19 protein-coding genes and 1 tRNA gene are annotated in these 20,188 nt (G+C 71.9%); 11 read left to right on the top strand and 9 right to left on the bottom strand.

The window, feature by feature from the left end; genetic code table 11:
• Positions 1–134: 134 nt before the first annotated feature.
• From clpX to MFF61_RS01990, 4 genes are all read right to left on the bottom strand, one after another.
• Positions 135–1,409: an ATP-dependent Clp protease ATP-binding subunit ClpX gene (gene clpX / locus MFF61_RS02005; protein WP_238233440.1), complete on the bottom strand. Its 1,275-nt coding sequence runs from the start codon at positions 1,407–1,409 to the stop codon at positions 135–137.
• A gap of 244 nt (positions 1,410–1,653) precedes the next feature.
• On the bottom strand, positions 1,654–2,280 hold the full coding sequence (locus MFF61_RS02000) for an ATP-dependent Clp protease proteolytic subunit (RefSeq protein WP_238233439.1): 627 nt from the start codon (positions 2,278–2,280) through the stop codon (positions 1,654–1,656).
• 114 nt (positions 2,281–2,394) lie between these two features.
• Positions 2,395–3,804, bottom strand: coding sequence for a trigger factor (tig, locus tag MFF61_RS01995; protein ID WP_238233438.1), 1,410 nt, complete (start codon positions 3,802–3,804; stop codon positions 2,395–2,397).
• A gap of 169 nt (positions 3,805–3,973) precedes the next feature.
• Positions 3,974–4,059, bottom strand: a tRNA-Leu gene (locus tag MFF61_RS01990).
• Between the two features lie 165 nt (positions 4,060–4,224).
• Between MFF61_RS01990 and MFF61_RS01985 the strand changes: the two genes are divergently transcribed.
• Positions 4,225–5,625 carry a multicopper oxidase family protein gene (locus MFF61_RS01985; RefSeq protein ID WP_238233437.1) on the top strand — a complete coding sequence of 467 codons (1,401 nt, stop codon included), beginning with the start codon at positions 4,225–4,227 and terminating at the stop codon, positions 5,623–5,625.
• 23 nt (positions 5,626–5,648) lie between these two features.
• Here the strand turns inward: MFF61_RS01985 and MFF61_RS01980 are convergent, their stop codons facing one another.
• Positions 5,649–7,151 (bottom strand): NAD(P)H-hydrate dehydratase, encoded by a 1,503-nt coding sequence (locus MFF61_RS01980; RefSeq protein ID WP_238233436.1) that lies wholly within the window; start codon positions 7,149–7,151, stop codon positions 5,649–5,651.
• A 211-nt stretch (positions 7,152–7,362) separates the two neighbouring features.
• Between MFF61_RS01980 and MFF61_RS01975 the strand changes: the two genes are divergently transcribed.
• From MFF61_RS01975 to MFF61_RS01950, 6 genes are all read left to right on the top strand, one after another.
• Positions 7,363–7,701 carry a P-II family nitrogen regulator gene (locus MFF61_RS01975; protein WP_015933704.1) on the top strand — a complete coding sequence of 113 codons (339 nt, stop codon included), beginning with the start codon at positions 7,363–7,365 and terminating at the stop codon, positions 7,699–7,701.
• A gap of 106 nt (positions 7,702–7,807) precedes the next feature.
• Positions 7,808–9,220: a type I glutamate--ammonia ligase gene (gene glnA / locus MFF61_RS01970; RefSeq protein WP_238233435.1), complete on the top strand. Its 1,413-nt coding sequence runs from the start codon at positions 7,808–7,810 to the stop codon at positions 9,218–9,220.
• A gap of 101 nt (positions 9,221–9,321) precedes the next feature.
• Positions 9,322–9,663 (top strand): hypothetical protein, encoded by a 342-nt coding sequence (locus tag MFF61_RS01965; protein ID WP_238233434.1) that lies wholly within the window; start codon positions 9,322–9,324, stop codon positions 9,661–9,663.
• Positions 9,664–9,792: 129 nt separating this feature from the next.
• The gene (gene rnr, locus MFF61_RS01960) at positions 9,793–12,081 is read left to right on the top strand and encodes a ribonuclease R (protein WP_238233433.1); all 2,289 of its coding nucleotides are present in this window, start codon (positions 9,793–9,795) and stop codon (positions 12,079–12,081) included.
• The gene (locus MFF61_RS01955; RefSeq protein ID WP_373324551.1) at positions 12,078–12,611 is read left to right on the top strand and encodes a DUF983 domain-containing protein; all 534 of its coding nucleotides are present in this window, start codon (positions 12,078–12,080) and stop codon (positions 12,609–12,611) included. Before rnr ends, MFF61_RS01955 begins: the two co-directional genes overlap by 4 nt.
• Positions 12,550–13,314, top strand: a complete 765-nt coding sequence (locus MFF61_RS01950; protein WP_238233432.1) for an NUDIX hydrolase — start codon at positions 12,550–12,552, stop codon at positions 13,312–13,314. Before MFF61_RS01955 ends, MFF61_RS01950 begins: the two co-directional genes overlap by 62 nt.
• Before the next feature lie 65 nt (positions 13,315–13,379).
• Here MFF61_RS01950 and MFF61_RS01945 read toward each other — a convergent pair whose 3' ends face one another.
• Positions 13,380–14,138 (bottom strand): SDR family oxidoreductase, encoded by a 759-nt coding sequence (locus MFF61_RS01945; protein ID WP_238233431.1) that lies wholly within the window; start codon positions 14,136–14,138, stop codon positions 13,380–13,382.
• A 295-nt stretch (positions 14,139–14,433) separates the two neighbouring features.
• Between MFF61_RS01945 and MFF61_RS01940 the strand changes: the two genes are divergently transcribed.
• Together MFF61_RS01940 and rpmG are read left to right on the top strand one after the other, a co-directional pair.
• A complete protein-coding gene (locus tag MFF61_RS01940) occupies positions 14,434–15,600 on the top strand; it encodes an MFS transporter (protein WP_238233430.1) in 1,167 nt (388 codons plus the stop codon).
• 122 nt (positions 15,601–15,722) lie between these two features.
• A complete protein-coding gene (rpmG, locus tag MFF61_RS01935; protein WP_238233429.1) occupies positions 15,723–15,890 on the top strand; it encodes a 50S ribosomal protein L33 in 168 nt (55 codons plus the stop codon).
• Positions 15,891–15,988: 98 nt separating this feature from the next.
• On the opposite strand, the gene MFF61_RS01930 is transcribed toward rpmG, so the two are convergent.
• The 3 genes from MFF61_RS01930 to MFF61_RS01920 form a co-directional block, all read right to left on the bottom strand.
• Positions 15,989–16,453, bottom strand: coding sequence for a hypothetical protein (locus tag MFF61_RS01930; RefSeq protein ID WP_238233428.1), 465 nt, complete (start codon positions 16,451–16,453; stop codon positions 15,989–15,991).
• Between the two features lie 245 nt (positions 16,454–16,698).
• The gene (locus MFF61_RS01925; RefSeq protein WP_238233427.1) at positions 16,699–18,072 is read right to left on the bottom strand and encodes a PleD family two-component system response regulator; all 1,374 of its coding nucleotides are present in this window, start codon (positions 18,070–18,072) and stop codon (positions 16,699–16,701) included.
• Between the two features lie 13 nt (positions 18,073–18,085).
• The gene (locus MFF61_RS01920) at positions 18,086–18,466 is read right to left on the bottom strand and encodes a response regulator (protein ID WP_238233426.1); all 381 of its coding nucleotides are present in this window, start codon (positions 18,464–18,466) and stop codon (positions 18,086–18,088) included.
• An 85-nt stretch (positions 18,467–18,551) separates the two neighbouring features.
• On the opposite strand from MFF61_RS01920, the gene MFF61_RS01915 reads away from it, so the two are divergent.
• Complete coding sequence (locus MFF61_RS01915; protein WP_238233425.1) at positions 18,552–18,902, top strand: DUF3572 domain-containing protein; 351 nt, start codon at positions 18,552–18,554, stop codon at positions 18,900–18,902.
• On the top strand, positions 18,899–20,173 hold the full coding sequence (locus tag MFF61_RS01910) for a DNA polymerase IV (RefSeq protein ID WP_238233424.1): 1,275 nt from the start codon (positions 18,899–18,901) through the stop codon (positions 20,171–20,173). Before MFF61_RS01915 ends, MFF61_RS01910 begins: the two co-directional genes overlap by 4 nt.
• The last annotated feature ends 15 nt before the right edge of the window (positions 20,174–20,188 follow it).

Genomic DNA, 20,188 nt, shown 5'->3' with positions numbered 1-20,188 from the left:
GTGCGGCCGCCGCGTGAGGGTGAGGTGGTCCCTGCTGGCGCTTCTTTCAAGCGTCGTGCCACCCCGGCCGCAAGAGTTGAAACACTGGGTCGAGACGCGAAGGGCCGCCGCTGTCGCGGCGGCCCCGGAAGCCGTCAGGCGCTGACGCTCGCGGGCGGAGCGTCCTTGTTGCGGTCGCCGTGGATGTAGAGGGGCCGCGCCTTGCCGTCGACCACCTCCGGGCCGATGACCACCTGCTCCACCGAGTCGAGCCCGGGCAGGTCGTACATCGTCTCCAGCAGGATGCTCTCCAGGATGGAGCGCAGGCCGCGGGCGCCGGTCTTGCGTTCGATCGCCTTGCGGGCGACGAGGGTGAGCGCCTCCTCCTGGAAGGTGAGGTCGACGTTCTCCATCTCGAACAGGCGCTGGTACTGCTTGACGAGCGCGTTCTTGGGCTCCTGCAGGATCCGCTTGAGCGCGACCTCGTCGAGATCCTCGAGGGTGGCGAGCACCGGCAGGCGGCCGACGAATTCGGGGATGAGCCCGAACTTCAGCAGGTCCTCCGGCTCGACGTTGCGGAAGATCTCGCCGGTGCGCCGGTCGTCCGGAGCCTGGACGGTGGCGCCGAAGCCGATGGACGTGCCCTTGCCGCGGGCCGAGATGATCCGCTCCAGCCCCGCGAAGGCGCCACCGCAGATGAACAGGATGTTCGTGGTGTCGACCTGCAGGAATTCCTGCTGCGGGTGCTTGCGCCCGCCCTGGGGCGGCACGCTCGCGACCGTGCCCTCCATGATCTTGAGGAGCGCCTGCTGCACGCCCTCGCCCGAGACGTCCCGGGTGATCGACGGGTTGTCGGACTTGCGCGAGATCTTGTCGATCTCGTCGATGTAGACGATGCCGCGCTGCGCCCGCTCCACGTTGTAGTCGGAGGCCTGGAGCAGCTTCAGGATGATGTTCTCGACGTCCTCGCCGACGTAGCCGGCCTCGGTGAGCGTCGTGGCGTCGGCCATCGTGAAGGGCACGTCGAGGATGCGCGCGAGCGTCTGGGCCAGCAGCGTCTTGCCCGACCCGGTCGGGCCGATCAGCAGGATGTTCGACTTCGCCAGCTCGACGTCGTTGTGCTTGGTCGCATGCGCCAGGCGCTTGTAGTGGTTATGCACAGCAACCGACAGGACCTTCTTTGCAAAGTCCTGCCCGATGACGTAATCATCGAGGACCCGCCGAATTTCCTTGGGGGTTGGTACGCCGTCCCGCGACTTCACCAGCGAGGACTTCGATTCCTCGCGAATGATGTCCATGCACAGCTCGACGCACTCATCGCAGATGAAGACGGTCGGGCCCGCGATCAGCTTGCGGACCTCATGCTGGCTCTTGCCGCAGAACGAGCAGTACAGCGTGCTCTTCGAGTCGTTGCCGCCAGCCTTGCTCATATGGGTCTCCAAGTCCCCGACGGGCCGTCGCCCCGAGGGCGAGGGCCGCGTCCCTCTAGATAGTGGCACCCGGCTAAAGAAACAGTCACCGCCTTCGCCTACGCGGCCGGGTGCCCGACGCAGAATCGTGATGCAAACACGCAGCCACCTCCGGATCAATCCCACGAAAGCGACACGGCCTCGCCAAAAGGCCGCATCGGCTCCGGGGGTTGGTTAATCCCGAGGGGACCGGCGGCGTTCCGGCTCAGGCGGCGGGCGCCTCGGCCCGCTTCTGCAGCACCTCGTCGATCAGGCCCCACTCCTTGGCCGCGTCGGCGGTCATGAAGTTGTCGCGCTCCAGGCCCTGCTCGATGGTGTCGTAGTCGCGGCCGGTGTGCTTGACGTAGATCTCGTTGAGGCGCCGCTTCAGGGCCTCGATCTCGCGGGCGTGGATGAGGATGTCGGTGGCTTGGCCCTGGAAGCCGCCGGAGGGCTGGTGCACCATGATCCGGGCGTTCGGCAGGGCGAAGCGATGGCCGGCCTCGCCGGCGGCGAGCAGGAGCGAGCCCATCGAGGCCGCCTGGCCGACGCAGAGCGTGGCCACGGGGCAGCGGATGAACTGCATCGTGTCGTAGATCGACAGGCCGGAGGTGACCACGCCGCCCGGCGAGTTGATGTAGAAGGAGATCTCCTTCTTCGGGTTCTCGGCTTCGAGGAACAGCAACTGCGCCACGATCAGCGAGGCGGAGTAGTCCTCGACCGGCCCGGTCAGGAAGATGATGCGTTCGCGCAACAGGCGCGAGTAAATGTCGAAGGCGCGCTCGCCGCGGCTCGACTGCTCGACCACCATGGGCACGAGCGCGCTGTTGTAGTAGTCGACGGGATCTCTCATCGGGGTGGCCCTGCGAGTGGGAAACCCGGCCGCGCCGCTGCGGCCGGGGTGTCGGCGAATCGGGAGCGCCTCGGCCCGCCCGGTCCGCCGCCCGTGCGAGGGCCGCGGGCCGGATCAGGCCGCGCCAGTCTCGTTCTTCGCGGTCTCCTCGGACGAGGGCTCGGCGGCCGGGGCCGCATCCTCCTCGTCGTCGGCGAACAGCGCCTCCTTCGAGACGGGCTCCTCGACGAGTTTGACCTGCCCGAGGACGTGGTCAACCACCTTCTCCTCGAACAGCGGCGCCCGCAGCTCGGCCATCGCCTGGGGGTTCTTGCGGTAGAAGTCGTAGACCTCCCGCTCCTGCCCCGGGAACTGGCGCAGCCGGGCGATGAGCGCCTGATTCACCTCATCGTCCGAGACCTTGATATCGGCGCTCTCGCCGGCCTGCGCAAGGACGAGTCCGAGGCGCACCCGGCGCTCGGCGATGCGGCGGTACTCCGCCTGCGCCTGCTCCTCGGTGGTGCCCTCGTCCTCGAAGGTCTTGCCGCGGCTCTTGAGGTCGCTCTCGACCTGCGCCCAGACGGCGGCGAATTCCTGGTGCACGAGGCTCGGGGGCAGCTCGAAGGCGTAGCGCGCATCGAGCGCGTCGAGCAGCGCCTTCTTCACCCGGCGGCGGGACTGCGCTTCGAGCTCCTGCGAGAGCGAGCCGCGCACCGCCTCCTTGAGGGCGTCGAGGCTGTCGAGCCCGAACGCCTTGGCGAGCTCGTCGTCGATCTTGGTCTCGGCCGGGGCCTTCACGGCCTTCACGGTCACGTCGAAGACGGCTTCCTTGCCGGCGAGGTTCGCGGCCGGGTAGGCCTCCGGGAAGGTCACCGTGACGGCGCGGGCCTCGCCGGCCTTGGCACCGACGAGCTGGTCCTCGAAGCCCGGGATGAAGGTGTTGGAGCCGAGGTCGAGGTTGGCGTCCTCGGCGCTGCCGCCCTCGAACGCCTCGCCGTCGATGCGGCCGACGAAGTCGATCACCACGCGGTCGCCGCTCTGCGCCGCCTCGCCCTCGGGCCGGTCCTCGAAGGAGCGGTTCTGCTCGGCCATGCGGGTGATGGCGGTCTCCACCTCCTCGTCCGAGGCCGTGGCGACGGGCTTCGTCAGGCTGACGTCCGACAGGTCGACGAGGTCGAAGGTCGGCATCACCTCCAGGGCGACCGTGAAGGCGAGGTCGGCCTTGGCGTCGAGCGCCTTCTCGATCTCGGCCTTGTCCTCCGGCATCTCGATCCGGGGCTCGAGGGCGAGCTTGAGCTTGTTGTCCTCGACGATCTTCTGGTTGGCCTCGGTGACGGCGTTCTGCACCACGTCGGCCATGATCGACCGGCCGTAGACCCGGCGCAGGTGCGCCACCGGCACCTTGCCGGGGCGGAAGCCCTTCAGCTGGACCTTGTCCTTGATCCCGGCCAGTTCGTTCGTGAGCCGGTCTTCGAGTTCGGCCGCGGCGAGCACCACCTGGAATTCGCGCTTGAGCCCCTCGGACTTGGTCTCGGTCACCTGCATCGTCGTCGTTCCGCCCTTGAATCCTGCGGACCGCCTGCGGACCCGGACGGCGAGAGGAGCCGTCACGGCGGGAACCGTCAGTCAGGCGGGCCGGCCCTGATGTGAGAAGCCATTCCGTCGTGTCGCCCCGCGGCGCGGGACGTGTCCTGCGCGCGGGGCTGAAGGGAACTGGTGCGGGCGGAGGGGCTCGAACCCCCACGACTCATCGTCACTGGAACCTAAATCCAGCGCGTCTACCAATTCCGCCACGCCCGCAACGCGCGCGCCCGGGGTCGCCGCGGCGCTCGGGCGGCGCTCTATAGCATGGTCCGGCGGACGCGCAGCAAGAATTTTGGGCGCGCGGCCGGGCGCTCGCGCGGGGGCGGGCGGACCGCTATCAAGGCGGTCGACCCACACAGGCCGACCCGTCAGCGAGGTGCCATGCCGTCGACCCCGCCCACCCGCCGCGCGCTCCTCGCGGGGGCCGCCCTCGCCCTGATGCCGGCCGCCCGGCCGCCCGGCGCCCGGGCGCAGACGCCGCCCCCGCCCGAGCCGCGCGTGCTGACGGCGGGCCCGGCGGCCGCGCGCCTGCGGCCGGAGCCCGCCCCCGAGACCCCGGTCTGGTCCTTCGACGGCAGGAGCGCGCCGCCGGTCCTGCGGGTCAGGTTCGGCGAGCCGGTGCGGCTGCGCCTCGACAACCGGACCGACAAGCCGCTCTCGCTGCACTGGCACGGGGTGCGCAACCGCAACGCCATGGACGGGGTCGGCGGCGTGACCCAGGCGCCGGTGCAGCCCGGCGCGAGCTTCCTCTACGAGTTCACGCCCCCGGATGCCGGCACCGCGCTGATCCGCCCGCTCGTGATCGGCGGGTCGAGCGAGCCCGGGGGCCGCGGCCTCGCGGGCCTGCTCGTGGTCGAGGAGGCGAAACCCCCGGTGGTCGATCGCGACGTGCCGCTGGTGCTGCAGGACTGGCGCCTGGAGCCGGACGGCAGCCTCGCGCCCTTCGGGCAGGTCGCCTTCGCGGCGAGTTCCGGCCGGCTCGGCAACGCCCTCACGGTGAACGGCCGGCCGGTGCCCGAGAGCATCGAGGCCGCGCCGGGCACGCGGCTGCGGCTGCGGCTCGCCAATGCCTGCAACGCCCGCGCGACCCGCATCCGCTTCGACGGGCTGAAGGTCTGGGTCGCGGCGGTGGACGGCCAGCCCACCGACACCTTCGAGCCGCTGCGCGCCACGCTGCCGTTCCCGCCCGGCACCCGCTACGACGTGCTCCTCGACGTGCCGGCCGAGGGCAGGGGCATGGTGACGGCCCTGATCGCGCAGGGCATCCCGCTCGCCGTGGTGGTGCCCAAGGGCGACCCGGTGCCGGCCCGGCCCCCGGTGGCGCCGATCGGCGAGAACCGGCTGCTGCCGCCCGAGATCAAGCTGCAGAACGCCGTGCGGCGCGAGCTGACCCTCGCGGGCGGGGCGAGCCTCGACAAGGCCAAGCCCGACGCGCCGCCGAGCTTCTCGGGCGATCCCACCCGGATCTGGACCGTCAACGGCGCCGCCGGGACGGCGGGAGCCGCCCCGCTGTTCTCGGTGAAGCGCGGCAGCGTGGTGGTGCTAGCGCTGACCAACCAGACCGCCTTCCCGCAATTCCTGCACCTGCACGGGCACGCCTTCCGGCTGCTGCACCCGCTCGACGACGGCTGGGAGCCCTACTGGCTCGACACGTTCCAGCTCCTCGAAGGGCGCACCGCCCGCATCGCCTTCCAGGCCGACAACCCGGGCCGCTGGCTCATCAGCGCCACCGCCCTGGAGCGCTTCGACACCGGCCTGTGGACCTCTTTCGAGGTGACCTGACGGCCCGCCGAAGGCGGGCACCCTCAGGCCGGCGCCTCGAACCCGGTCAGGCGGGCGAGCACGCCCGGCATCAGCTCGGGCAGGTCCTCGGCGATCAGCCCGGGGCCGTGGCGGCGCCCGGCCTCGCCGTGCAGCCAGACCGCCGCGGCGGCGGCCTCGAAGGCCGGCATGCCCTGGGCGAGGAGCCCGGCGACGAGGCCGCTCAGCACGTCGCCCGATCCCGCGGTGCCGAGCCAGGGCGCGCCGTTGTGGTTGACGACCGCCCGGCCGTCGGGCGCCGCCACCACCGTGTCGGCCCCCTTGAGGACCAGGACGGCGCCCAGGAAGGCGGCGGCGGCCCGCGTGCGCTCGAGCTTGGAGCCCTCCGGCACCGCCGCGACCCCGCCCAGCAGGCGCGCGAACTCGCCCGCGTGCGGGGTGAGCACCGCCTGCGCGCCGCCCTCGCGCAGATGGCCGGCGAGGTCGCCGGCGCGGCCGGCGAAGCTCGTGAGCGCATCGGCGTCGAGGACGAGGGCGCGGCCGGCCTCGGCGGCCACCCGCACGATCTCGCGCGTCGCCCCGCCGGTGCCGAGCCCCGGGCCGGCCGCGATGGCGTTCAGGCGCTCGTCCGCCAGCATGTCCTCGAGGTCGTCGGCCCCGGCGCACGGGCGCAGCATGATCGCCGTGAGGTGGGCGGCGTTCTCGGCCAGCGCCGTCGGGGGCGAAGCCACGGTGACGAGGCCCGCCCCGATCCGCAGCGCCCCGCGGGCGGCGAGCCGCGCCGCGCCGGTGCGCGTCGCCGGCCCCGACAGCACGAGCGCGTGCCCGCGCGTGTACTTGTGACTGGCGTCGGTGAGGCGCGGGAACGCCCCGCGCCACAGGGACGGCCCGTTGGCGAAGGCCTTCGCCCCAAGCCCCTCCACCACCGCATCCGGGATGCCGATGTCGGCGAGCGTGAGGCGCCCGCACAGGGACCGGCCGGGCAGGAGCAGGTGGCCGGGCTTGAGCCGCGCGAAGGTCACGGTCTCGCTCGCCTGCACGGCGGGGCCGCGCGGCACGCCGGTGTCACCGTCGAGGCCCGAGGGCACGTCGACCGCCAGGACCGGCACGCCGGCCCGGTTCAGCCGCTCGACGAGCGCGCGCGCCGCCCCCTCCAGCGGCCGCGCGAGTCCCGCCCCGAACAGCGCGTCGATCACGAGGGCGTAGCCCGCCGGGTCGGCCTCGACCGCGTCCGCCACCGGCCCGGTCCAGGCCGCGGCGGCCTGCGCGGCGTCGCCCGACAGCGCGTCGCGGGAGCCGAGCAGGGCGAGGTCGACCGCGCGCCCGGCCGCCGCGAGGTCGCGGGCCGCCACGAAGCCGTCGCCGCCGTTGTTGCCGGGGCCGCACAGCACGAGGATGCGGGCGCCCTCCCCTGCGAGATCCACGGCGCGCGCCGCCACGGCGGCGCCGGCCCGCTGCATCAGCGTGAAGCCGGGGATGCCCGCCGCGATCGCCCCCGCATCCGCCTCGCGCATCTGCGCCGTGGTGAGCAGCACGGTTCCATCCATGGGCGTCCTCCTGCGGGGGCATCCTTGCGGGCCTCCTCCGGCGAGCCGGAGGCGGGGCCGGGTTGCGGCAAAGGATTGCTTAACAAACGGGCAGAAACGGCCCAACTCACGGGCGACTCCACCGAAATCACCCCGGAAATCCCCGTGGCGGTCGGCGAAGCGCGATGGTAGGAATGCCGCCGGAACCGTTGCAGAACCAGGCCCGCCCGGCATGAAGAAGATCGAAGCGATCATCAAGCCCTTCAAGCTCGACGAGGTGAAGGAGGCCCTTCAGGAGGTCGGCCTCCAGGGCATCACCGTGATCGAGGCGAAGGGCTTCGGCCGCCAGAAGGGGCACACGGAACTCTACCGCGGCGCCGAGTACGTCGTGGATTTCCTGCCGAAGGTGAAGCTCGAGATCGTCCTGCCCGATCACTTGGTCGAGGGTGCGGTTGACGCAATCCGCAAATCCGCGCAGACGGGCCGCATCGGCGACGGCAAGATCTTCGTGTCGTCGATCGAAGAAGCCATCCGCATTCGCACGGGCGAGACGGGCGCCGACGCGATCTGACCTCGTGCCGTTCTGGCGTCTGCAGTAAGCGACAAGCGCGGCCGCGCGGGCGGACCGTGCGTTTTCGACGGCCCGTGTGCCGGTTCTAGGAAGGGGTCCAGAGAGAATGGCCAAGACCGCCTCGGAAGTCCTGAAGGAAATCAAGGACAACGACGTCAAGTACGTCGACTTCCGCTTCACCGATCCGCGCGGCAAGTGGCAGCACGTCACCTTCGACGTGTCGCTCGTCGACGAGGACATCTTCGCCGAAGGCACGATGTTCGACGGCTCCTCGATCGCCGGCTGGAAGGCGATCAACGAGTCCGACATGCTGCTGATGCCGGATCCGGCGACCGCCTGCATGGATCCGTTCTTCTCCGCCTCGACGATGTCGATCGTCTGCGACGTGCTGGAGCCCGGCACCGGCGAGCCCTACGGCCGCGACCCGCGCGGCATCGCCAAGAAGGCCGAGGCCTTCGTCAAGGCGAGCGGCATCGGCGACACCATCTTCGTCGGCCCCGAGGCCGAGTTCTTCGTCTTCGACGACGTGCGCTTCTCCGCCGACCCGTACAACACCGGCTTCAAGCTCGACTCGGTCGAGCTGCCGATCAACGGCCAGACCGAGTACGAGGGTGGCAACCTTGGCCACCGCGTCCAGATCAAGGGCGGCTACTTCCCGGTGCCGCCGCAGGATTCCGCCCAGGACATGCGCGGCGAGATGCTGGCCGCCATGCAGTCGATGGGCGTCAAGGTCGAGAAGCACCACCACGAGGTGGCCTCCGCGCAGCACGAACTCGGCATGAAGTTCGACACGCTGACGCTGATGGCCGACCAGATGCAGATCTACAAGTACTGCATCCACAACGTCGCCCAGAGCTACGGCAAGACCGCGACCTTCATGCCCAAGCCCGTCTACGGCGACAACGGCTCGGGCATGCACGTCCACCAGTCGATCTGGAAGGAAGGCAAGCCGCTGTTCGCCGGCAACAAGTACGCCGACCTCTCCCAGGAATGCCTCTGGTACATCGGCGGCATCATCAAGCATGCCAAGGCGCTCAACGCCTTCACCAACCCGTCCACCAACTCCTACAAGCGGCTGGTCCCGGGCTACGAGGCGCCGGTGCTGCTGGCCTACTCGGCCCGCAACCGCTCGGCCTCCTGCCGCATCCCGTGGACGACCTCGCCGAAGGCCAAGCGCGTCGAGGTGCGCTTCCCCGACCCGATGGCCAATCCCTACCTCGCCTTCGCGGCGATGCTGATGGCCGGCATCGACGGCATCGTGAACAAGATCGATCCCGGCCCGGCGATGGACAAGGATCTCTACGACCTGCCCCCGGCGGAGCTGAAGGAGATCCCGACCGTCTGCGGCTCGCTCCGCGAGGCCCTCAACAGCCTGGACGCGGACCGCGAGTTCCTGAAGGCCGGCGGCGTGTTCAACGACGACTTCATCGACTCGTTCATCGAGCTGAAGATGACCGAGGTGATGCGCTTCGAGATGACCCCGCACCCGATCGAGTTCGTGCACTACTACTCGCTCTGAGCCGGTCTCGGAGCCAAGCAAGACGGAGGGCCGGAGCGATCCGGCCCTTTTTGCATGGGCGCGGGCCTCCGCCCTGGCACCGCCCTTGCGCAGCGGCCGGGATGACCGACGCCCCCTCCCCTGCCGGCGCGCTCCGCGCCCTCCTCGCCACCCTGGTCAAGGCCGCCCTCATCCCCGACGAGACCCGCCGCGCGGAATTTCGCCGGGAGGCCGCGGACCTGCGCCGTCAGCTGGCCGGACAGGACCTCTCCGCCCTCAAGCCCGACGGGCTGTGGGGGCTCGCGGTGCGCGACGCCGAGGCGCCCGAGCTGCGCCCCGAGGAGACCCAGACCTCCCTCACCATGCCCCAGGCCTGCCCGGTCGCCCTCGACACCCTGCTCGGCCCGGATTTCGACTTCGAGGCGGTGGTGAAGCGCGTGCGGGACTCGGCCGCGACGGGCTGACGGCGCCGCCGGGCGGGCGCGGTTGCCCCGCGCCGGCGGGCCGCCCATATTCCGGGAGCGGGGTCATCCGCACGGCACGCGCAGCCGCCACGGCCGTCAGCCCCTTTCCGCCCCCTCCCTGAGTGTCCGTTGGCCAAGCACACGCATCCCAAACCGTCCAAGCACGGCGCCCTCCCCTCCCGCGAGGCCGTGCTCGCCTTCATCGACGAGGCGCCCGCCAAGGTCGGCAAGCGCGAGATCGCGCAGGCCTTCGGGCTCAAGGGGGCCGACAAGGTCGAGCTGAAGCGGATGCTGAAGGACCTCGCCGAGGAGGGCGTGGTCGAGAAGGACCGGGCGGGCCTGCGCAAGGCCGGGCGCCTGCCGCCGGTGCTCGTCGCCGACATCGACGGGCGCGACCGCGACGGCGAGTTGCTGGCGCGCCCGGCGCAGTGGGACGCGGAGGCCGGCCCGGCCCCGAAGATCCTCGTGATGATGCCGCGCGGGCGCCGCGCGGGCGGGCAGCCGGCCCCCGGCCTCGGCGACCGCGCGCTCCTGCGCGTCGAGCCCGACCGCGAGGCGCCGGGCCGCTACGTCGGCCGCGTCGTCAAGCTTCTGGGCCGCAACAAGGCCGAGACGCTCGGCGTCTACCGCGCCCTGGAGAAGGGCGGCGGCCGCGTGCTGCCGGTCGACAAGCGCGCGCAGGGGCGCGAGATTGCGATTCCCGCCGGCCAGGAAGGCGAGGCGCGCGACGGCGACCTCGTCAGCGTCACGCTCGCCCGCGAGGGCCGCCTCGGGCTGCCGCAGGGCCGGGTGAAGGAGCGGCTGGGCTCGGTCGCCTCCGAGAAGGCCGTCAGCCTGATCGCGCTCCACGCCCACGGCATCCCGCACGTCTTCCCCCGCGAGGTGCTCGACGAGGCCGAGCGGGCCGGACCCGCGACCCTCGACGGGCGCGAGGATTGGCGCGACCGGCCCCTCGTCACCATCGACCCGCCGGACGCCAAGGACCACGACGACGCCGTGATGGCCGAGCCGGACCTCGACCCGGCCAATGTCGGCGGCTTCGTGGTCACGGTGGCGATCGCGGACGTCGCCGCCTACGTGCGGCCCGGCAGCGCGCTCGACCGCGAGGCGCTGGTGCGCGGCAACTCGGTCTACTTCCCGGACCGGGTGGTGCCGATGCTGCCCGAACGCATCTCCAACGACCTCTGCTCGCTGCGCCCCGGCGAGGACCGCCCGGCGCTCGCCGTGCGGCTGGTGATCGGGGCGGACGGGCGCAAGGCGCGCCACAGCTTCCACCGCGTGATGATGCGCTCCTGCGCCAAGCTCGCCTACGGGCAGGCGCAGGCCGCCATCGACGGGCAGCCGGACGAGGTCACGAAGCCGCTCCTCGCCCCGGTGCTGCGCCCGCTCTGGGCGGCCTACCGCCTGCTCGCCAAGGCGCGCGACGCCCGCGGCCCCCTCGCCCTCGACCTGCCCGAGCGCAAGGTGATCCTGGATGCCGAGGGCCGTGTCGACCGGGTGGTGGTGCCCCAGCGGCTGGAGGCCCATCGCCTGATCGAGGAGTTCATGATCCAGGCCAACGTCGCCGCCGCCGAGACGCTGGAGGCGAAGGCGCAGGCCCTGATCTACCGGGTGCACGACGAGCCGTCGCTGGAGAAGATGCGGGCGCTCGGCGAGGTGCTGGCCTCCATCGGCATCAAGCTGCCGAAGGAGGGGGTGCTGCGCCCCTCGCTGTTCAACCGCATCCTCGGCCTCGTGGACGGCACCGAGCACCAGCTCTTCATCAACGAGGTGATCCTGCGCTCGCAGGCGCAGGCCGTCTACGCGCCGGAGAATGCGGGGCATTTCGGCCTCGCGCTGCGCCGCTACGCCCATTTCACCTCGCCGATCCGGCGCTACGCCGACCTCGTGGTGCACCGCGCCCTGATCCGGGCGCTGCATCTCGGCCCGGACGGGCTGCCGGACATGGCGGCCGGCGACCTCGCCGAGATCGGCCAGCAGATCTCGATGGCCGAGCGGCGCGCGATGGCGGCCGAGCGCGAGACCATCGACCGGCTGATCGCCCAGCATCTCGCCGACCGGATCGGCGCCACCTTCGCGGGCCAGATCTCGGGGGCGACCCGCGCCGGCCTGTTCGTCAAGCTCGACGAGACCGGGGCGGACGGCTTCGTGCCGGTCTCCACCCTCGGCGCGGACTACTACCGCTTCGAGCCGGACCGCCACGCCCTGGTGGGCGAGCGCAGCGGCGAGACCTTCCGGCTCGGCGACCGGATCGAGGTGCGCCTCGTCGAGGCGGCGCCCGTCGCGGGCGCGCTGCGCTTCGAGGTGGTGTCGGAGGGCGCCCGCACGCCGCCGGCGCCCCGGCGCAGCCTGCGCCAGGGCCGCCCGGCGCCGGAGCGGCGCGAGAGCCTGACCAAGCGGCGGGGGAAGCGGGCGTGATCGAGGTCGACGGCAAGGCCGCCCCGGCGGCGCGGGGCCCGGCGGAGGTGCCCTGGACCACCGCGATGGCCCGGGGCTTTCGCAACCGCTGCCCGCATTGCGGCGAGGGCCGGGTGTTCGGGCGCTTCCTCAAGGTGCGCGACGCCTGCGAGGCTTGCGGCGCCGAACTCCACCACCACCGCGCCGACGACCTGCCGCCCTACCTCGTGATCTTCATCGTCGGCCACGTGGTCGGCTTGGCGATCCTCGAGACCGAGATGCGCTTCGAGGTGCCGCTCGCCGTGCAGCTCGCGGTCTGGCCGGCCCTCACCCTGGTGATGGCGCTGGCGCTGCTCCAACCCGTGAAGGGAGCGGTGGTCGGGCTGCAATACGCTCTTGGCATGCACGGCTTCGCCGCGATACGCCGCGGGCGGGCGGAGCCGGCCGGGAGCCTGGCCGGGAGCCCGGTCCTGAGCGGGGAGAGGGCGGATGGCGCGCGCGACGGCCGAGACGACGCAGACCGGGACACCGCCGACCTCCGCCGCGCCTGAGCGGGCGCCCGCCCGCGCCCCCGCACTGCGGCCGAAGAACGCCGCGACCCTCATCATCCTCGACCATTCCGGCAAGGCGCCGACGGTGCTGATGGGCCGGCGCCACGACGGCCACAAGTTCATGCCGGGCAAGTACGTCTTCCCGGGCGGGCGGATCGAGCTCGAGGACCGGCACATGCCGGTGGTCGGCACCCTCAACGACCGGGCCGAGGCCGCGCTCGCCGCGCGCGTGACGCGCCCGCCCCACCATCTCGGCCGGGCGCTCGCGCTCGCGGCGATCCGCGAGACCTACGAGGAGACCGGCCTGATGATCGGCACCCGCGACTACGGCCCGCCCGAGACGGCGCCGGACGGCCCCTGGGCGGCCTTCCGCGAGGCCGGCATCATCCCTGACCTCGAAGCGGTGCAGTTCGTGGCGCGGGCCATCACCCCGCCGGCCCGCCCCAAGCGCTTCGACACGCGCTTCTTCGCGGTGAAGCGCAGCGCCGTCGCGGGCGAGACGCCGGGCTTCGTGGGCCCGGACGCCGAACTCACCGAACTCGCCTGGGTGAGCTTCGCGGACGCCCGCAGGCTCGACCTGCCGCGCATCACCCACATCGTCCTCGACGAACTGGAGGCGCGGCTGGCCGCGGGCTTCAGCCCGTTCCTGCCGGTGCCGTTCTTCCGCGAGGTGCGGGGCCGGCACACGCGGGAGGAGCTCTGAGCCTCGGCCGCGCTCACGGACGCGGTCACCGGTTCGCCGGTCGCCGGTCGCCGGCGCCGGGCGCGTCAGAGCCTGACGCCCTCCAGGTAGCCGCGGTTCCACGTCGGACTGATCAGGATCTCGTTGACGCAGACGGACGGGGGGAGTCGGGCCACGAACAGGATCGTCTCCGCGAGGTCGTCCGCCTGCAGCATGCGCGCCTTGTCCTCCGCCGTGACCGGAACGGGGCGCTTGTCGATGATGGGCGTCGCGACCTCGCCGGGACAGATGCAGCAGGACCGGATGCCGTGACCGCATTCCTCCTGATTCAAGCTCTCCGAGAGCGCCACGAGGCCGTGCTTGGCGGCCGAGTAGGCCGGCCCCGTCAGCTTGGACACGTAGCGTCCGGCCCAGGATGACACCTGAATGATCAGACCGTCGCGTTGGGCCCGCATGGTCGGCAGGACGAGGCGCGAGGCGTAGAAGGGCCCGTTGAGATCGACCCCGATGACGGTGTCGATGCCGGTCGGGTCGATCTCGCTCCAACTCCGCTTCGGCACGTTCAGGCCGGCGGCGTTCACCAGGATGTCGCAGCGGCCGTAGTGGGATCGCACGGTCTCCCAGGCGCGCTCGACCTCGTCGGCCCGGCCCATGTCGGCGGGCGCGACGAGCGCCTCGCCCCCCGCCTCCCGGACGAGATCTGCCGTGGCCTCGAGGGCCTCCCGGCCGCGCCCCGACACCGCGAGCCGCACCCCGACCTTGGCGAGCGCCACCGCGGCGGCCCGGCCGATCCCGGAGCCCGCCCCGGTGATCCAGGCGACCTGCCCTTCGATGTTTCGCAGCATGACTGGTCCCTCCCATCATTTCGCGCTCATCGCGTCGTACGGCCGTCGGCGTGCTGGCCGGCCGAGTGGCTCGTGAGCCATGCGATGGATTGGCGGTTGTTCTCGACCGCGTCCGACGAGCGGTCAATGTCGCGCGCCCGGACGAGGCCCGTGACCGGACGGGGTCGAGACATGGCGTGCGGGATCGCTGAGAGCCGTGCCGCCCCGCGCAGGACGGTCCCCCACGCGGCGCCCTGGCCCGGCGGCCGGTTCCGCGCCATATCGGGCCGCCCGCCATCGGGCCGCCAGGACCATCATGGACACCACCACGCCCACCTTCGATCGGACCGGCATCGCCGCCATCGCGGCGGCGATCGCCTGCGTGGCGGTGGTGGGCATCGGCCTGAGCCTGTCGATCCCGCTCCTGTCGCTCGAGATGGAGCGGATGGGCCTGTCGAACACGATGATCGGCGTGAACACCGCCATCGCCGGGGTGGCCAGCATCGTGGTGGTGCCCTTCGTGCCGCGGGTCGCTGCCCGGCTCGGGGTGCTGCCGCTGCTCCTCGGGGCGATCGCGGTCGGTGCGGTGTCGCTCCTCGGCTTCAAGGCACTGTTCGACGTGGCGTGGTGGTTCCCGCTGCGCTTCGTGTTCTCGGCCGCGCTCGGGGTGCTGTTCGTGCTGTCCGAGTTCTGGATCAACCAAGCGGCCCCGCCGGCCCGGCGCGGGCTCGTCATGGGCATCTACGCCACCGTGCTGGCGCTCGGCTTCGCGATCGGGCCGGGCCTGCTCGGGCTGCTCGGCACACGGGGCTGGACGCCCTACGCGGCCGGCGCGGTGCTGTTCGGCGTCGGCGCCCTGCCGCTCCTGCTGGCGCGCGGCCTCTCGCCGGAGATCCCGCGCAAGGGCGGCCGGGGCTTTTTGAGCTACCTGCGGGTCGCGCCCTCGGCGACGCTGGCCGCCCTGGTCTACGGGGCGGTGGAGACCGGGGGCTTCGCCATCCTGCCGATCTACGGCCTGCGGCTCGGCCTGACGGCGGAGCAGGCGGCGGGGCTCGTCAGCCTCGCGGCCCTCGGCAACGTGCTGTTCCAGATCCCGGTCGGCCTGCTCTCCGACCACGTCGACCGCCGCCGCCTGCTGCTGGCCGCGAGCGCCGTCGGCGGCCTCGGCGCGCTGATGCTGCCGCTCGGCGCCGGCCAGCCCGTGCTCCTCGGCGCCATCCTGTTCGTGTGGGGCGGCATCGCCGGCACGCTCTACACGGTCGGCCTCGCGCATCTGGGCGCGCGCTTCACCGGGGCGGCGCTGGCGGGCGCCAACGCGGCCTTCCTGGTGCTCTACAACATCGGCCTCGTGCTCGGCCCCCCGCTCGTCGGCGGCGGCATGGACCTCGCCTCCCCGCACGGCTTCGCGTGGTCGCTCGCGCTGCTGTTCGGCGCCTATCTCGTTGTGGTCGGCCTGCGGGTGGTGCGGGCGAGCCCGGCGTGACGCCGCTGCTTGACGCTCGGGGGCGGATCGGGCATTCAGGCGCCGCGTTTCGGCCGGGCTATCCCGGCCCTTTTGCGTTTGGGTCGTCCGGACGCATCCCTGTCCACAACTGAGGTCGCGTCATGGCCAAGGCCGTCACCGTCAAGATCAAGCTCGTCTCGACCGCCGACACGGGCTATTTCTACGTCACGAAGAAGAACTCGCGCACGCAGACCGAGAAGCTGTCGTTCAAGAAGTACGACCCCGTCGCGCGCAAGCACGTCGAGTTCAAGGAATCCAAGATCAAGTAAGCCCGCGAGCGAACCCGCCCGACGGCGCGAGCCGCCCGGCCCGACCGCGAAGGCCGTCCGGCGCCCCGGGCGGCCTTCGCCGTTTCGGCGACCGGCCCTCAGCCGAGCAGGTAGAGCAGCCCGGGCACGCCCGCGAGGCCGGCGGCGCAGCCATAGGCGAGCCACAGGCCCGGGCGCCGGGTGGCGAGGCGGCGCAGGCGCCGCGCGGTGGCGAAGCCCGTGACGCTGCGCCCGTTCACGCACGAGCACAGCAGGTGATGGGCCTCGCCGGTCCCGAGTTCGAAGAAGCTGCGCGCATCCCCGAACGTGTCGCCGGCGAGCCCGCTCGCCCGCAGGACCGGGTCGGCGTAGGCGTAGGCGATGGGCGAGTTGTCGGCGCGGATCGCGGCGCGCATCCGGCGCGGCACGAACTCGATCTCCTCCAGGGTCGCGAACAGGCGGGCCGGCTCGCGTTCGAGGATCTCGGCCCACCGCTCAAGCCGCGCACGGCGGCCTTCGAGCAGAACCGGACCCGGCTCGACGTCGGCGATGTCGCGGAGGTGACGAAGCGGCTGATGTTCCATGCTGGACATCCTGTCGATGCGAGGTTCAACGCTCGCACGCTGCGGTCGACCCAGGATGCTACAGACCCCGCGCCGATGCATGCGCGAAGATCAGGCGGAACGACTTCGTTTATACTGTCAAGGTTGATCCGGCGGCGCTGTAAAGATGCGGCTGAAATCAAGGGCCTGAGGCGCCGGAGCGAGGCCGCGGCATCATTCCGCGGGGAGCGCTGCGACAGTCCGCCGCGCCGTGCCGCCGATCGGGCTCAGGCGGCGGCGGCCACCACGCGGTTGCGGCCTTCTTCCTTGGCCCGGTAGAGGGCGGTGTCGGCGCGCTTGAGCAGGCTCGCCGGTCCGCCGTCCTCGGGCAGGCGCACCGCCACGCCGATCGAGACTGTCACGTCGATGGCGCGCGTGCCGCCGTGGATCGGGAACGGCATCGCCTCGATGCGCTCGCGGATGCGCTCGGCCACCTGCTGCGCCCCGTCGAGCCCGGTATCGGGCACCACCACGACGATCTCCTCGCCCCCGAACCGCGCCACGACGTCGATGCCGCGGGTATGGGCGCGGATGCGCTCGGCGAACTGGCGCAGCACCTCGTCCCCCGCGTCGTGGCCGAAGCGGTCGTTGATCGACTTGAAGCGGTCGATGTCGAGGAGGAGGACCGAGACCGGGCGGCCGCGCAGGGTGGATTCGGCGAAGAGGCCGGCGAGATGCGCGTCGAGGTAGCGCCGGTTGTGCAGCCCGGTCAGCCCGTCCATCACCGCGAGTTCCATCGAGGCCTGGACGGATTCGCGGAGCGAATCGGCGAAGCGCTTGCGGCGCACCTGGGTGCGCACGCGGGCCACGAGTTCGTTCCGGTCGACGGGACGCACGAGGTAGTCGTGCACGCCGAGGTCGAGGCCGCGCATGATCCGGTCGCGGTCGCCCGCATCCGCCACCATCACCACCGGGATGCCGCGGGTGCGGTCGAGCGAGCGCAGCTGGCTGCACAGGCGCAGGCCGTCGAAGCCGTCGAGGTCGAGGCTCACCACGGCCACGTCGACGTGACCCTCGGTCGCCCGCACGAGCGCCCGCTGGGGATCGGCCTCCACCTCGACGCAATGGTACTGGCCGAGCGCCCCCGCCATCCGCTCCGACGAGGCGCGCCGGTCGTCGACGACGAGAAGGCGGGCGTTCTGCCCGGTCTCGGCGGCGGCCGCCGCCAGCGGGTCGCCGAAGCCGAAATCGCGCGAGGCCATGGCGCGGGTGCGCAGTTCGTCGGTCATCGCCTTGAGGCGCACGAGGCTGCGCACGCGCGCGAACAGGGCCGTGTCGTCGATGGGCTTGGTCAGGAAATCGTCGGCGCCCGCGTCGAGCCCGCGCAGGCGGTCGCTCGGCTGGTCGAGGGCCGTCACCATCACCACCGGCAGGTGCGCGGTGGTCGGCGTCGTCTTGATCCGGCGGCAGACCTCGAACCCGTCCATGCCCGGCATCATCACGTCGAGCAGAACGATGTCGCACAGGCCCTTCTCGCAGATCGCGAGCGCATCCGGCCCGTTCATCGCCGAGACGACATCGAAATATTCGAGGCTGAGCTTGGTTTCGAGCAGCTTGAGGTTCGGAAAAAGGTCGTCGACGATGAGAACGCGTGCCGACATGGACGGACCCTTCTCAAGCCTGGCGCTCGTCGCCCAGGAAGGTGCGCACCGTGGCGAGGAACTTCGCCACCGAGATCGGCTTCGACAGGTACGCCTCGCAGCCGCCCTCGCGGATGCGCTCCTCGTCCCCCTTCATCGCGAAAGCCGTGATCGCGATGACCGGAATGCTCTTGAGTTCGTCGTCCTCTTTGAGCCACTTGGTGACTTCGAGCCCGGACACCTCGGGGAGCTGGATGTCCATCAGGATCAGGTCGGGACGGTGGCGCCGGGCGAGTTCGATCGCCTCGATCCCGTTGGCGGTCTTCAGGGTCGCGTAACCGTGAGCCTCCAACAGGTCGTTGAAGAGCTTCATGTTGAGTTCGTTGTCCTCGACGATGAGCACCGTCTTCTTCATGGCTCACTGTCTCCGGCGCCGGCGGGCCGCGTCCCCCACCCGGACGGCGCCTGTCCCTTCTACCCCTGTTAAGCGGCACATGTTGATGAAACGCAAATCCGACCGTTTTGCCAGTGGGAAAGGCGCACAGGGCGAACTACTCACCGGTTCCGGGGCCGAGGCGCTCGCCGCCGCGGCGTTCGACTTCGTCGCCGCCGATCCCGCCCGGCTGATCCGCTTCATGGAGACGTCCGGCCTCTCGCCCGAGGGTCTGCGGGCCGCGGCAGGCGGCCCGGACCTGCTCGTCGGCGTGCTCGATCATGTGGTGGCGGATGAGGAGCTGCTGCTCGCCTGCGCGCGGGGGCTCGCCGTGCCGCCCGAGCGCATCGTCGCCGCGTGGCGCCGGCTCGGCCCGCCCGACCCGGATTCCTTCGGCGGAGATTCCTTCGGGGCATGAGCGGCGGGGCGCTCTGCCGCGATTGCGGCCGGACGGGGGGCGCCGGGCCGCGCTGCCGGGCCTGCGGCTCGCCGCGGCTCGTCGTCCACCCGGAGCGCGACGACCTCGCCATCGCGCATGTCGATTGCGATGCCTTCTACGCGGCGATCGAGAAGCGGGACGATCCCGCCCTGCGCGACCGCCCGGTGATCGTGGGCGGCGGCCGGCGGGGCGTGGTGGCGACCGCCTGCTACATCGCCCGCACCTGCGGCGTGCACTCGGCGATGCCGATGTTCCGGGCGCTCGAAGCCTGTCCGGATGCCGTCGTGGTGCGGCCCGACATGGAGAAGTACGCCCGGGTCGGCCGCGAGGTGCGCGCGATGATGCGGGCGCTGACGCCGCTGGTCGAGCCGGTCTCGATCGACGAGGCCTTCCTCGACCTCTCGGGCACCGCGCGGCTGCACGGGGCGAGCCCGGCCGCGACGCTGGCGCACTTCGCCCGCCGCGTGGAGAGCGACCTCGGCATCACGGTCTCGATCGGGCTCGCACCCAACAAGTTCCTGGCCAAGATCGCCTCCGACCTCGAGAAGCCGCGGGGCTTCTCGGTGATCGGCCGGGCGGAGGCGCAGGATTTCCTCCGCTCGCGCCCGGTCGGGATCCTCCCCGGCATCGGCCAGGCGGCGGCCGCCAAGCTGAAGGATCTCGGCGTCGTGCGGGTGGGCGACCTGCCGCGGGCCGACCCGGGCCGGCTCCAGGCGGCGCTCGGGCGCGACGCCGGGCGGCTCCTGGCCCTCGCGCGCGGCGAGGACCGGCGCCGGGTGGAGCCGGTGCGCGAGGCCAAGAGCGTGTCGGGCGAAACCACCTTCGCGCAGGACCTGCGCGACCTCGCCAGCCTGCGGCCGATCCTGTGGCGCCTGTGCGAGACGGTGGCGCGGCGCCTCAAGCGCGGCGAGGTCGCGGCCGCCAGCGTGACCCTGAAGCTCAAGGATGCGGGCTTTCGCCTGCGCACCCGCACCCGCTCGGGCCTGCCCCCGACCCAGCTCGCCGAGCGCCTCTTCCGCCCCGCGGAGGCGCTGCTGGCCCAGGCCTGCGACGGCACAGCCTACCGCCTGATCGGGGTCGCGGCGGGGGATCTCTGCCCGGCCGTCCATGCGGACCGGGGCGATCTTGCGGATTCCGCCGTGCTGCGGGAGGCGAGCCGGGCCGCCGCGGTGGACGCCCTGCGCGAACGCTTCGGCGAGGCGGCGGTCCAGCGCGGCCTCTCCTTCGCGCCGGGCGCGAAGCGGCCCTGAGGGTGCCTGCTCCAG

This window comes from Methylobacterium isbiliense (genome assembly GCF_022179325.1).
In the GTDB taxonomy this organism is placed as follows: domain Bacteria; phylum Pseudomonadota; class Alphaproteobacteria; order Rhizobiales; family Beijerinckiaceae; genus Methylobacterium; species Methylobacterium isbiliense.
Note: the sequence above shows the minus strand (reverse complement) of the source record. Positions and strands in the feature narration are given on the sequence as shown.